Here is a 12764-nt window from a genome sequence, read left to right on the forward strand (position 1 = left end):
AGCGGCTGGATTCCGTCAGGGGGCGGGGGGACCACCACGAGTCCCGGCCGAACCCGCCGCCGCCCGCCACAAAGTCAGCCCCTTCCGCAGGCATACTGCGGCGCCAGCAGTCGCCGTCCCGCGAGCACGTCCCGGGGCGGCCGCGGCATCGGTCGAGACGTGGCCGTCCCAGCCGTGGCGCCGTGCGGCCTCGACGGTCTCCGGCCTGTGGTCGAAGAAGACGATCCGAGGGGGCGGCAGGCCAAGTTGTCCGTGCCCCGCTCGTAGGCCGCCAGGTCCGGCTTGGCCACTCCCTCGCCCGCAGAGAAGACCAACTGCTGGAACAACCCGGACCATGCATGTGTGAGCCCTTGGGGCTTGCTTGAGCCGGTTGCCTGGAAAGCGGGCATGGGTTCTGAGGGACCGGGGCACAGCAATGCGCTCCGGTTACCCGACCGATGCCCGCATGTCGTGGTCGAGAGCTCGGCCTGTGCGTCCAAGCACGACAACCGCTACGGCCGCGCCCGAACCGGCGTGACCACCCCGCCGCGCGACCAGGGACATCCCTCCGAGCGAGCCCTCGGCACCCTCCGCGCCCGCGCCGCAGCCCTGCTCATGCTCACCCTGCCCGGCGGCGTCTACATCCACCAGGTGAGGAACTCTTCCTGTACGAGGTCGAAGACCTGCCCGAAGAAGTGGTCGGCCCAGCGCACACGGCGGATTTCGATCTGGTCGAGGACGAGACCGAAGATCCGGTCGTGGGCATCGAGCACACCTTCAGGCGGACGAACAGGCCCCGGCGTATGCGCTGGTCGCGGCGGTTGCGGATGGTCGTGGCCGAGCACGTGGAATCCGCGCTCGCCTCGTGGGGGCAGCCGAACCGGAGGGCCTGGGAAACGCGCGGCGTCGACTCTGCGTGCGAAGATCAACAAGATTGACGCCTACTTTGCGTTCCTTGAGCAGCGGTATGCCGGCGAGATCATGCGTCGCTTCGGTGCTGCCGTGGAGTCGCCGATCGACCTGTTCAACCGGCCGCGGCACCGCGGGGACTTCGGGCTTCGGATCCCCCCGTCGCAGGCGGCGATGCGCGACTTCTTCGCTCGCTGGCGCGAGGACCTGCCGAACGCAAGGAAGTACTTCGTCGCGTGCCGCGACTACGTGATGACCAAGGTCGCGTACCTGTCCGGTGTACGCGCAGCGGAGCTGTGCGGGGTGTGCATGGGCGACATCCACTGGGAGCACGGCCAGTGAGGTCGTTTCGTCGTCCAGGGGAAGGGGGCCCGCGGTTCCGGGCCCCGGCCTCGCGAGGCGTACATGTTGCAGGAGGGACGTGCCCTGCTGTGGTGGTACATCGAAGAGGTCGGGGCGAGTTCGGGGACGACGCCGAGCACCCACGAGCACCTCTGTGGCCGTCTGAGCGCAAACCGACTGCGGTCGCCGCACTGAATCTGCCGATCGCTCCGACGATTGGGCTTCCACCTTCCGGCGGTCGCTGCACGTCGCAGCCACGAACTACCTTCCAGGCCCGGTCACTGACCTGTTCCCGCAGGCGCTCAAGCGGGAACGGATGGTCTTCCGGGATCCGACCCGTCAACTGTCGGTCGGTCACCTCAAAGGACTCCCGCAGTCCATGCGTAGTGATCTCCTGGCTGGATTGATGGATCAGGCCAAGACTCCACTCAACCGTCTGATCATCGCTTTGGTGGCCATCCACGCGTTGCCCGGTGAAGAACTCCGCACGCTGCTGACCACCGACTTGAGCCTCGCCCGCGGCACCCTCGAAGTCCAACGCGGGTTGCTGCGACACACCCTCTACCTGGAGGAGTTCACTCACCGACCTGCCAGCGAGTGGCTGGCCTACCGCCACCAGCGCTGGCCGGCCTCAACCAATCCGCATCTCCTCGTCAGCCAGAAGACGGCCCTTGATCCGGACCAGCCGACAGTCAGCAGGACTCTGCTTCGTAAGGCCGTGCCCAAGGACGTCACGCTCGTCGGCCTGCGCCAGGACCGCATGCTCGACGAGGCGTTTGCCACCGGCGATCCGCTCAAGCTGATGCGGCTCTTCCGGATCACCGCTCAGACCGCCATGCGCTACGTCGCTGCGGCGTACCCGGAACGGACAGCCCGACTACCCCGTTGACTGCCTGGCTGCTGAGGTGATCACCACGGCGGGCCGTCAGCTGGTCTCGTAAGACAATCAGCCATCGAAGCGGTTCCAGTCGATAGGGAGGTCGGCCAGCGGGTCCAGGGCACTTCGGTGGGTGGCGCCGGCCCAGGCATCGAATGCTTCCCCGTCCTCGCTGCTGACATGCACGACGAGACCGGGGGCCACATAGAAGTGGGTGGGTGCCCAGGGCCAGAAGGGACGCAGGGGCACAAGGTGCAGCGCTTCGGTGAGTTGCTCGACCTGTGGTGCAGTGAGTTTGCGGGGCAGAGCGAGGTAGTCGGCGCCCATGGAGGCCTCGAAGAGGGAGAACTGGATCAGGAAGCCGCTGAGCGGTTCCTGTTCGGCGATCGGCTCCTCGTCGAATTCACGGAACCAGACAGTCGGATCGGCTTCAGGTCCCTCAAGCGTCCACAGGAGTGACCAGAAGAAGCCTCCTTGGTTCTCGACGCCGAAGACGAGCATCTCCCCGAGATGGTCGGTGTGCAGGTCTGGCTCGGGCAGGATCCTGTTCTGGGTTCCGAGGGCACCCGGCCGCTGCTTCACGAGCCGGTACAGCTGTCTCAGTCCACCGGGAAGGTGTGACGCGGAGTCGCTGGCAGGTGATTCGGTGGCGTCGGTGGTGGGGTACCAGCCGGTGACGAACTGCTCGAGAGCTGCCGCACGGTCACCGTTCACATTCCCCAGCCACTCCAAGCCCGGCAAGTGCTCAGGTGGAAGTGGTGGGCGCACTCGGTTGAGGAGTTCTCTGCTCAAGGGTGCTTCAAAGCGCAGTTCGCAGTCGGTGAGAACGCCATCGGAGGTGCCAGCCTGGCTCACTTGGGCGGTGCCCAGGTACAAGACTTCACCTCCGACGCGGACCGCGATGTGGATCGGCAACGAGCCTTCGTCCACACCCCAGGGCGCCCCCATGAGTCGCTCTGTGACCGGCGCCGGTGCGGGCCCGATCAAGCGGACCTCCTCAGCGTTCCACACACCGCTTTTGGCGGGTGCGTCACTCGCTTCCGCGATGATCACCATTCCGGCCGGGCCTATGACGACACTGGCACCGCCCACCGTGAAGCGCCTGGGTACTACCGAGCCGCCGACGAGCACGGGTGCGTGCTCCCGATCGAACACCAGCGCTGGAATTACGGCGGGAACCTGATCATTCATTCCCGCATCATCCTCGACCACGACCGGTCACCCCCAATGCCCCGCGTCGAACCCGCTCCCGACACCACATCCAAGGCTGACAGGCGAGTGGGTTCGTCATCTCTCCGCTCCCGGAATCCGCGAACCCACACGTTTCTGTCGGGGCAGCCCCGCTCATGGGGCGTCTCCAGCGCCTGACCCGCACCCGAGGAGCGGGCCTTCCTTCTCCCCCGTGGTAGCGTAGCGCCCATTACGCAACATCTGTTACGCAAAGGGGGCGAGATGCCGAGACAGGTCGACCACGACGAGCGGCGGGAGGCGCTCTCCCAGGCCGTATGGCAAGTCGTCTCGGACAGCGGCCTGGAAGGGCTGACGCTGCGCGCGGTCGCGGCTGCCGCAGGCTGCACCACCGGCATGGTCACCCACTATTTCCCTGACAAGAAGGCACTGCTGGCCCATGCCCGCACCGAGATGCATCGCCGGATGGCGGCCCGCATCGATGCCCTCCCGTCCGGTGCCACTGCCCGCGAGACGCTGTACACCGTGGCCGAACAGGCCCTGCCCCTGGACGACGAACGACACCTCGAAGACGTCGTCTGGTCACAGTTCCTGCTCACCACCCGCAACGACCCAGCACTGTTCGGCGAGCACCGCCGCAGCCACGCCTCCTGGATCCGCCGCCTGACCGCTCTCGTCGACGCCGCCTGTCCGGAACCGCTGGAATCAGCGGACCTTGACGTCCGAGTACGCACCCTCGTCGCCTGCCTGGACGGTCTCGCCCTGAACGCGGTGACCGATCCGGACGCCTATCCTCCGGCCCTCCAACGGACCGTCCTGCGAACCCAGCTCGACCTGATTCTCAAAGGGACCCCCATTCAGTGACCAGCGAGGAACTGACCGTCACCCCCGCCGCGTCCGACGACCCCAGAGTTCTGGGACTGGTCCGCGACCTGGATGCCGACCTCGCCGCCCGCTACCCCGACGAACCCTGCACCGGCGGCTCCCACATCCACCCCGGAATACGCTTCCTGCTTGCCGAGGTCTCCGGCCGGCCGGTCGGCTGCTGTGCGGTACAGCCCTTCCCGTCCCCGGACACCGCGGCCGAACTCAAGCGCATGTACGTCATTCCCCAGGCACGCGGACGAGGTGTCGCCGCCCGCCTCCTGTCCGAGGCGGAACGCACCGCCGCCGCACTGGGTCATACCGAGATGCGCCTTGAGACGGCGGTTCACCAGCCGGAGGCCATCGCGCTGTACACCCGTGCCGGTTACCTCTCGATCCCCAACTACCCGCCGTACGAGCACAAGCGGCTCAGCCGCTGCTACGCCAAGCCCCTGCCCGTCCCGACGACTGACGGCATCGTCTCGGTGACCGCCGACTGAGAGTGTCCCGCTGTCGAGACCGGCTGATCGCCACCGCCAGAAGCAGAACGAGAGAACGCATGATCACCAAGGACCACATCAGGCAGACCGCTGAAGTCTACCTTCAGGAGAATCCGCAGGAAGCCGACGCTCTGGCACCGCTCTTCGAACTGCTGGAACAGGACGCCGAGTTGACATCCCGCAAGGAGTTCCGTGGTCACGTCACGGCGGGAGCGATCCTGACCGACCGCGAAGGCCGGGTCCTGTTCATCAGGCACGTGGCCCTGGGGCGCTGGCTCACCCCCGGCGGGCATCTGGAGGCCGAGGACGAGCGGCTGAGCGACTCCGCGCTGCGCGAGCTGACCGAAGAGACCGGCATCCAGGCGCACCATGTCGTCCCGCTCCTGGACGTGCCCGTGCACATCGACGTGCACCCCATCCCGGCCAGCGAAGCAAAGGGCGAGCCGGAGCACCGGCACATCGACTTCCGGTACCTGTTCACCACGGACCAGGACGTCGTCGAGCTGCAGACCGAAGAGGTCAGCGGCGCACAGTGGCGCGAAGTCGAGACGCTCGGCGACGCCGGAATGCGCGAACGGGTCCGGCAAGTCCTGCAGGTCCGCGCCTGACCGGCACGGCCGCGAGGCCGGTTTCGACCGCAGTCACTGCCCGCCCGATGGCAACTCGCCTCACACCAACTCGTCGACCCGCCACGCTGAACAAGGTGCGACACCATGACCCACACAGTGCCTCTACCCTCCCGTCCACTGCGCATCGCAACAGCTCAGGCATGCCCCGAGCCAGGTGACATCGTCGCCAACACCGCTACCGCTGCCGCCATGGTCCGTGAGTCCGCAGAACACTCGGGCGCCCAAGTGGTCGTCTTCCCGGAGAAGTTCCTCACCGGCTACGAGCCCGACCTCATCCGCGCCGACCCGGAACGCCGCGCGGTGCAGGCAGGGGGAGACGAACGGCTGGACCCCCTGCTGACGGCATGCCGTGACACCGGAACCGTTGCCATCGTCGGCACAGCCGTGCACGACGCCGGCGAGTTGACCGTGTCCGCCCTCGTGCTCGACTCGGACGGCACCTGGACCGCCCGCTACGACAAGCAGATGCTCTTCCGCACCGAGCGGGACGTCTACCGTCCCGGTGACCACGGCCTCTCGCTGGACATCGACGACTGGCGGCTCGGCCTCGGCGTCTGCTACGACTCCGGCTTCCCGGAGCATGCCCGCGCCGCAGCACTCGACGGCTGCCACGCCTACGTGGTGGGCGCGCTGTTCAGCGTCGGCAACGGCTACCACGAGTCCCGGATGTGGTTCCCGGCCCGGGCCTTCGACAACACCATGTACACGGTGCTCTCCAACCACGTCGGCTCCACGGGCGGCTGGGCCGCGTGCGGCAGCAGCGCCGTCTGGGACCCCACCGGCCGCCTCGTCACCGAGGCCGGGCCCGACGGGCGGGAACTGCTCGTCGCCGACCTCGACCCGGACTGCCTGAGCCGCGCCCGCACCGCACACTCCATGCTCGACGATCTGCGCGACCCGACCCTTGAGCCCCGCAAGCGGATCCCCATGTCCCCGCTTCCGTCAGGTCGCTAGCCACGCGCTTTCATGAAGCGGACTGTCCCACTGGTGATCGCGAAGGCAGAAAGTGCCTCTGAGCAGAGAGAATGAGGATTGCTGGGGTCCTTGTTCCCGCCCCTGGTTCGTAACGCAGGACGGCGACATCGGCTGGCGGAGCGAGTTTGACGACAGCGGGTCGGCCGTCGTCGAGAACGACTCGGTAGGCGGTGTTGAACCAGCCGTCGGTCAGCTCGGATTCCAGGCAGCCGATGCCGCTGGGGGCGCGCAGTAGGGCGTCGAGTTCGCTGGGGGACAGGCGGCGCTTGGTCTGGCTATGCATGGAGGGGCACGCATTCGGATGGCCGGACAGCGCAAGGACGGTGGGAGCGCTCCCATAGTGCAATCATTCACCTGTGCAGCCAGCGAGAGCCCAGGATTTCAGCCCATCGACCAGCGCGGCGAAGGAGCAGTTCACCGCCTCGGGTGGGCAAGTCCCGCCGTCGCCTCACCGCCACCCTGATGGCGTCCCGCCAGGTGGTGTAGGGGATCAAGACGCCGGAATCCGCAGGGCGGAGATGACGGCGCCACCGAAGCGGGCGCTCAACTCGCCCCAGCTGGACGCCTCGTGGGCTGCGGTTCGACGGAGATCGCCATGGGCGTCGTACCGGAACGCGTAGCCCTTGATCCCCTACACCACGTCGCGGGACGCGACCGCCACCCTCGCCCGCCGGACATGCTGTTCGTTGAGCAGCCTGGTCCAGGCGTAGTACATTCCGCGCGGAGGCGCACGAGTGCCTGCCCCGGACGAGATGTGCGCCGTACCCGGCCCGACAAGACGACGCTCTTAGGAGGCGTCATGGGCGTGCATGGGCAGTGGATCGACTTCGTGTCCGAGGCACCCGAGCCCCGCGTCCTGGAGGTCGACTGGATCCACGGATCGCCGTCGGCGAAGCACAACACCGATCCCGACATCCAGGTCCACGCGTACGACGAGCACACGTTCATCCTGCGGCAGAACAAGGCGGTCAACTATGAGGCGCCGTTCCTTTTCCTGATCTTCGGCAACGCGCGCGCCGTACTCATCGACACCGGAGCCACGGAGTCGGCCGAGGTCTTCCCGCTGAGACGGGTGGTCGACGAGCTGGTCGGCCGCTGGCTGGCCGGGCATCCGCGGAGCGACTACGCCCTGCTGGTGCTGCACACCCACTCTCACCACGACCACGTCGCGGGCGATGCACAGTTCGCCGAGCGCCCCCGCACCACGGTGGTGGGGGCGGATCTGGACAGTGCCTGGACGTACTTCGGCTTCACCGAGGACCCCGACCGGGTCGCCCGGGTCGATCTCGGCGGCCGGGTGCTGGAGTGCCTGGCGACCCCAGGTCACGACAAGGCAGCCGTCACGTACTACGACCCGTACACCGGATTCCTGCTCACCGGTGACACGGTGTATCCCGGGCGGTTGTACGTGGAGGACTGGGCCGCCTTCGGCCGGACGGTCGATCGCTTGATCGCGTTCGCCGGCACCCGAACGGTCACCCACGTCCTCGGCTGTCACATCGAGATGACCGACCAGCCCGGCGTGGACTACCCGATCCGGACCACCTACCAGCCGGACGAGCCGCCCCTGGAGATGACCGTCGGCCACCTGCGCGACATCCGTGCGGCGATCGACGAGATCGGCGACCGGCCCGGACGGCATCCCTTCGCCGGCTTCGTCATCTGCCGTGAGGACGGCTGAACGGACTCGGGCCTCTCGCGTTCGGGTCCGCTGTGTCGGTGACGCACAACCGGCAGGACCGGCCCAGCCACTGGGGGACGCCGACAGGCGCGCGGCGGCTTTGATCAGCTCGTCTTCGGCGGACCTCGGTGTGATGTATGCCTCGTTTCTCGGGCGGGTTTCCTGCGATTCCGCTGTAACGATCACCTCGTTCGGACCACTACCCGACGACAGAACACACCGGGAGGGACAGGAGGTGCGGCAGTGCCCGACGACGACGCGGATCGTTTCACCGCCATCTATGACGGCTGCCGGCAACGCGTGTGGGCCTACGTGGCCAGCCGTGCGGGACGGCAGGTCGCCGACGAGGTGGTGAGCGAAACCTTCACCGTGGCCTGGCGCAGGCTGGACGACGTGCCCGAGCAACCGCTGCCGTGGCTGCTCGTGGTCGCACGGAACATTCTGCGGGACAGCATCCGGTCGGAGGCCCGGCGCGCCTCGTTCGCCGCCGAGTTGATGTCCTGGGCGGAGCCCGCCGAGGCGGACATCGCCGAGGAGGTATCCGAGCGCTATGCGTTGCTCAAGGCGCTGGCCACGCTGCCGGAGGACGATCGGGAACTGCTGATCCTCTCCGCATGGCAGGGCCTGCCCCCGACACAGGCGGCCACGGTGGTCGGCTGCTCGCCCCTCACCCTGCGGGTCCGCCTGCACCGGGCGCGCAAGCGCCTCGGCCAGGCCGCGTCGGCCTCCCCGCCCCTGGAGGAGGCCGCAGCCGCGCGGCGCGTGTCCACCCGAGCCCGCATCACGGTAGGAAAGGAAGCCCGGTGAAGAACGACGTCCTGCAGCGCCTGACCGCCGCCCGCCCCGCCCACCTCGACCCCGACCTCCCCACGCCGTCACCGGTCCGGGAAGAGGAGCTCGCAACCGTCATGAGCCGTCCGCGCGCGACGCACAGAGCGCGCGCCACTGCCCGGCCGCGTCGGGTGGGCCGTCCTCTCGTCACGGGTCTCGCCCTGGCCAGCGCGACGGCGGTGGCGGCTCTGGTGATCACCGATACCGCGCCGGAGAGGCCGGGACCCTCTTCCTCCGCGACGTCGGGATCCGGCAGCCAGATCCTTCTCGCCGCCGCCTCCCACGTCGAGCGGCAACCGGCCGGCTCGGGCACGTACTGGTACGTGGAGGAACACATCGGTTCCCTCCACAAGGTCCCCGGCGAGAACTACACCATCGACGTCCGAACAGAGCAGCGGTACTGGACAGCCGCCGCCAAGAACAAGTACTGGTCGCAGTCCGTGGACTCCGGGGCCCGTCCGGCCACGAAGGCCGACGAGGCGGCGTGGAAAGCGGACGGTTCCCCCACGTCGTGGAAACTGACGAGCGAGACCGACGGGATCGTCACCTACGCCGGCAAGGGGGAGATCAACCACGACGCCCCCGGCGGCAGGGCCGACAGCGTGCCGTACGGCGAGGTTCCCCTCCGCCTGCTGCCCACACTTCCCACTGACGCAAAGGCCCTCCGCAAGCGCCTGTCCGACCTGGTCGACAAGGACTACAACGCCCCCCAGAGGGTCCTCGACCAGATCGTCGTCAGCACCGCCCGCCAACTCGCCACATCGCTCCCGTCCAGCCCGGCACTCCGCGCCGCCGCCTACCGCCTCCTCGCCGCCGAACCCGGCGTGCGCTCCCTCGGCGACGTCAAGGACCACACCGGCCGCACCGGCTACGCCGTCGCCCTCCCCAGCCCCTACGAATCCGCCCCCGAACTCCGCCTGATCTTCGACAAGTCCACGGGCCTGCCCCTGGGCACCGAGACGGTGGCCACCCGGAGCGGCGACGGTGTGAGCAAGGGCGAGCTGCTGAGCTACACCACGATCACGGCGATGAAGTGGACCGACGAAGCACCGCCCTTCGACACCGACACCCCTGACCCGGGCCCGGTCCTGAAGTCGGATCGCTGAGGCTGCCGGGCTCGCCGAGCGGCGGGATCCCGGGGCGATGCCATGGCCAGGGGCCCCGCCGAAGCCGGTTGAGGGCGGCGCGACCGGCAGGAGCGGCCGCCCACTGGCCTGAGCGGGCGCGATTGCGTAACATGCGTTACGTAACGCTCGTTTTACAAAGAGAGGGACGCGTGCCTCGACAGGTGGACCATGCCCAGCGCCGTTCCGAGATCTCCGGTGCCGTATGGCAGGTGGTGAGCGAGAGCGGGCTGGAGGGGCTGACGCTGCGGGCGGTCGCCGCCGCGGTCGGGTGCACGACCGGCATGGTCACCCACTACTTCCGTGCCAAGAAGGCGCTTTTGGCGCACGCCCGGTCCGTCATGCATCGCCGCATGGCGGACCGCATCGACGCGATGCCTGTGCGGCACGACGACCCGCGCGCCCACCTGTACGCCGTCGCCGAGCAGGCACTGCCGCTGGACGAGGAACGGCACCTGGAGGCCGTCGTGTGGTCGTCCTTCCTGCTCACCACCCGCACCGACCCGGAACTTCTGCGCGAGCACTCCCTCAGCCGCGCCTCCTGGGTACGCCGGCTGACCACCCTGTGCGCGCCGCACTCCCCGGCGAGCCGGAGCCGGGGGACCTGGAGGCCCGGGTGCGCGCCCTCGTCGTATGCCTGGACGGCCTGGCCCTGAACGCCGTCACCGATCCGGACGCCTACCCACCCGACCTCCAGCGGCGCGTCCTGGACAGGCAGCTGGACCTGATGGGACGACTGTGGACGAGCACACTGCTCAACCGCCTCGGATCCTGCAGGGCTGGCTTCCTCATCCTGCACGAGCGCCCGGGCCTGGCGCAGGTCCCGTGCAACCGCCCCGACGGTGCCTGCACCGCTTTGAGACATGCCAGGCAGCGCCGCTGGTGCCGGCCCGCGCTCTCGGGGTCGCGATCACCAAGGCGATGACCGATCGGGGGACTGCTGGACTGGGAGAGGGGACTGACTCTCACCAGTGCCGGGACCGCCTGGCTCGCTGAACTCGGCATCGCGCTACCGCCCGCCACGCGGCGCCCGCCCGTTCGCTCGTGCCTGGACTGGACCGAAAGTCTCCCCCACCTGGCGGGCGCGGTCGGCGCCGCTCTATGTCGTCACACCTTCGACGCCGGCTGGATCACTCGGATCGGCACAAGCCGCGCCCTCGCTCTCACCGACGCCGGCGAGCACGCGCTCAAGGACCACCTCGGTCTGGCCGGCGAGACGCAGACTCCAATCAGGTGAAGACCAGGCCACCACAGCCAGAGCCTTTCGTTACTGACCCGTGCTCCTAGGGGCGGAGGCGTCGAGGAGCCGCGCTGCCTCATCCACGCCCCTCGACGAGAGCGTCGGCCACATCAAGGTCGCGGACATGGCTCACGTCGAAGCCTGGTTCCTGCGCGAGTATGGGGCGGCCCACCACCGCTGAACCGTCGGGGTACGGGTCCTCCTTCGGGCGTCCGGGAGGACCAAGCACACCGGTAGGGATCATCGTGCGAGGTCAGGGGGGTGGCCCGGGGCGGTGCCGCTCGGCCCGGCGTGCTGTTGGCGGCAGGGCGAGTGCCGCGCCGCTGAAGACCGCGCCGAGCACGAGCCAGCCCGCGGTGCCGTGCGGCAGAACGAGCGTGGTGACCATGACGGGACCCAAAGCCTGGGTGAGGGAGATCCCGGTCTGGAAGACGCCCTGGTAGGCGCCCTGGGCGTGATCGGGCGCCAGGGCGTAGCCGAGCGTCCAGCTGCCGGCCTGGGAGGTGACCTCGCCCAGGGTCAGGAGCAGGACGGCCGCCAGGAGGATCACGGTGGCGGCGGCCGGGGCGCGGTGCGCGGCCGCGGCAGCCGTGACGCAGGCGAGGGCGGTGAGCAGGCCGCCGAGCCGGAAGGCCCGTGCGGCGGCGGGGAGCTCGGTGACGCCACGGCTGGCCCGGACCTGGAGGGCGACGACGAGGACAGTGTTGAGGACGAGGAGGACGCCGACCAGGGGACGGGGGGCGCTCGTGTAGCCGGCGAGCCACAGCGGGAGGGCGACCTCCAGGACGACGTAGAGCATGTTGACGATCGCGTTGAGCGCCGTGACGGCGAGGTATGGGCGGTCGCGCAGCGCGCCCGGACGGCGACCGGGGGGACCGGGGCTGTCCGGCCGGTCGGAGCCGCCGGTCCGGTCAGCGGCGCAGGGCCGGCCAGCGGATCCTCCTGTGGCCGGGTGTACGACGGGGACCGCGCGCAAGGGAAGCAGTGCCAGCAGGAAGGTGAGGGCGTCGGCGAGGATCGCGGCCTGGTAGGCCACGTGGTGGTCGAGGGCCGCAACTCCGGCTCCCAGGGCCGCGCCCGCGCCGATGCCCGCGTTGTTGACGGCGCGGAGCAGACCTAGGGCGGGGGTGCGGGTGGCGGCCGGCAGGCTGTGCGCGTACAGGGCGCCGCGCACGGCGGCGTTGGCCCTGCTTCCGGTGGTGACCCCGCACGCCAGCAGGACGAACGCGGGATAGGTGTCGACGAGGGCGAACCCGGCCATCGCGGCGGCCTGGAACACATGCAGGACGGCGAGGACCCGCTTGGCGCCGTACCGGTCGGCGGACCGGCCCGCGGGGTAGGCGGCGAGGACGCCGCACAGTCCGGCGAGGGTGAGCGCTAGGCCGATTTGGCTCGTGGAGTAGCCGAGACCGCGGGTGAACCAGAGTGTGCTGATGGCGAGGAACAGGCCGTTACCCGTCGCGTTGACGACGATCAGGAGGCCCAGGGACCGTACGACGGGATCGGCAACGAGTCCGGGCTTCTCTCCACTGGGCCGGGGCCGGGGCGGAGCCGGAGGAGGGAGAGGGGAGGAAGACGGCGGTGCGGTGCTCATGGCCATCAGCCAAGCCCGCGCGCAGACGGGC

Annotated in this window: 10 protein-coding genes, 3 pseudogenes and 1 riboswitch; of the genes and pseudogenes, 10 read left to right on the top strand and 3 right to left on the bottom strand. The window is 69.0% G+C overall.

Features of this window, described 5'->3' with window-relative positions; all coding sequences use genetic code 11:
* Nucleotides 1-698: 698 nt before the first annotated feature.
* A pseudogene (locus tag ACIREI_RS22990) lies at nucleotides 699-880 on the bottom strand (IS5/IS1182 family transposase); the annotation flags it as partial.
* Here ACIREI_RS22990 and ACIREI_RS22995 point away from each other — a divergent pair.
* Nucleotides 865-1537 (top strand): annotated as a pseudogene (locus tag ACIREI_RS22995) (site-specific integrase); the annotation flags it as partial. The pseudogenes ACIREI_RS22990 and ACIREI_RS22995 sit on opposite strands and share 16 nt — an antisense overlap.
* Before the next feature lie 72 nt (nucleotides 1538-1609).
* A complete protein-coding gene (locus tag ACIREI_RS23000) occupies nucleotides 1610-2119 on the top strand; it encodes a hypothetical protein (RefSeq protein WP_403335969.1) in 510 nt (169 codons plus the stop codon).
* 57 nt (nucleotides 2120-2176) lie between these two features.
* Here ACIREI_RS23000 and ACIREI_RS23005 read toward each other — a convergent pair whose 3' ends face one another.
* On the bottom strand, nucleotides 2177-3319 hold the full coding sequence (locus ACIREI_RS23005; RefSeq protein WP_403335726.1) for a hypothetical protein: 1143 nt from the start codon (nucleotides 3317-3319) through the stop codon (nucleotides 2177-2179).
* Nucleotides 3320-3559: 240 nt separating this feature from the next.
* On the opposite strand from ACIREI_RS23005, the gene ACIREI_RS23010 reads away from it, so the two are divergent.
* From ACIREI_RS23010 to ACIREI_RS23045, 8 genes and pseudogenes are all read left to right on the top strand, one after another.
* Nucleotides 3560-4159, top strand: coding sequence for a TetR/AcrR family transcriptional regulator (locus ACIREI_RS23010; RefSeq protein WP_403335729.1), 600 nt, complete (start codon nucleotides 3560-3562; stop codon nucleotides 4157-4159).
* Nucleotides 4156-4659 carry a GNAT family N-acetyltransferase gene (locus ACIREI_RS23015; RefSeq protein ID WP_403335731.1) on the top strand — a complete coding sequence of 168 codons (504 nt, stop codon included), beginning with the start codon at nucleotides 4156-4158 and terminating at the stop codon, nucleotides 4657-4659. The genes ACIREI_RS23010 and ACIREI_RS23015 overlap by 4 nt, the downstream gene beginning before the upstream one ends.
* Nucleotides 4660-4718: 59 nt before the next feature.
* Nucleotides 4719-5267 (top strand): NUDIX hydrolase, encoded by a 549-nt coding sequence (locus ACIREI_RS23020; RefSeq protein WP_403335734.1) that lies wholly within the window; start codon nucleotides 4719-4721, stop codon nucleotides 5265-5267.
* A 105-nt stretch (nucleotides 5268-5372) separates the two neighbouring features.
* Nucleotides 5373-6242: a carbon-nitrogen hydrolase family protein gene (locus tag ACIREI_RS23025; RefSeq protein ID WP_403335736.1), complete on the top strand. Its 870-nt coding sequence runs from the start codon at nucleotides 5373-5375 to the stop codon at nucleotides 6240-6242.
* A gap of 741 nt (nucleotides 6243-6983) precedes the next feature.
* Nucleotides 6984-7051, top strand: a riboswitch (guanidine-III (ykkC-III) riboswitch).
* Nucleotides 7052-7062: 11 nt separating this feature from the next.
* Nucleotides 7063-7944: an MBL fold metallo-hydrolase gene (locus ACIREI_RS23030; RefSeq protein WP_403335739.1), complete on the top strand. Its 882-nt coding sequence runs from the start codon at nucleotides 7063-7065 to the stop codon at nucleotides 7942-7944.
* 243 nt (nucleotides 7945-8187) lie between these two features.
* Entirely contained in the window at nucleotides 8188-8751 is a 564-nt protein-coding gene (locus ACIREI_RS23035; RefSeq protein WP_403335742.1) for an RNA polymerase sigma factor, read from the top strand.
* The gene (locus ACIREI_RS23040; protein WP_403335745.1) at nucleotides 8748-9881 is read left to right on the top strand and encodes a CU044_5270 family protein; all 1134 of its coding nucleotides are present in this window, start codon (nucleotides 8748-8750) and stop codon (nucleotides 9879-9881) included. The genes ACIREI_RS23035 and ACIREI_RS23040 overlap by 4 nt, the downstream gene beginning before the upstream one ends.
* Nucleotides 9882-10012: 131 nt before the next feature.
* Nucleotides 10013-10824: pseudogene (locus tag ACIREI_RS23045) on the top strand (TetR/AcrR family transcriptional regulator).
* Nucleotides 10825-11392: 568 nt separating this feature from the next.
* Here the strand turns inward: ACIREI_RS23045 and ACIREI_RS23050 are convergent.
* Nucleotides 11393-12733, bottom strand: a complete 1341-nt coding sequence (locus ACIREI_RS23050; protein WP_403335748.1) for an MFS transporter — start codon at nucleotides 12731-12733, stop codon at nucleotides 11393-11395.
* Between the last annotated feature and the right edge of the window lie 31 nt (nucleotides 12734-12764).

Source organism: Streptomyces sp. NPDC093591 (assembly GCF_044764885.1).
Taxonomy (GTDB): Bacteria; Actinomycetota; Actinomycetes; order Streptomycetales; family Streptomycetaceae; genus Streptomyces.

Bases quoted from the DNA above. Each gene is read 5' to 3' on its own strand.
- ACIREI_RS23000 (WP_403335969.1), top strand. From the start codon at position 1,610: ATGCGTAGTGATCTCCTGGCTGGATTGATGGATCAGGCCAAGACTCCA.
- ACIREI_RS23010 (WP_403335729.1), top strand. From the start codon at position 3,560: ATGCCGAGACAGGTCGACCACGACGAGCGGCGGGAGGCGCTCTCCCAG.
- ACIREI_RS23020 (WP_403335734.1), top strand. From the start codon at position 4,719: ATGATCACCAAGGACCACATCAGGCAGACCGCTGAAGTCTACCTTCAG.
- ACIREI_RS23025 (WP_403335736.1), top strand. From the start codon at position 5,373: ATGACCCACACAGTGCCTCTACCCTCCCGTCCACTGCGCATCGCAACA.
- ACIREI_RS23030 (WP_403335739.1), top strand. From the start codon at position 7,063: ATGGGCGTGCATGGGCAGTGGATCGACTTCGTGTCCGAGGCACCCGAG.
- ACIREI_RS23050 (WP_403335748.1), bottom strand. From the start codon at position 12,733: ATGAGCACCGCACCGCCGTCTTCCTCCCCTCTCCCTCCTCCGGCTCCG.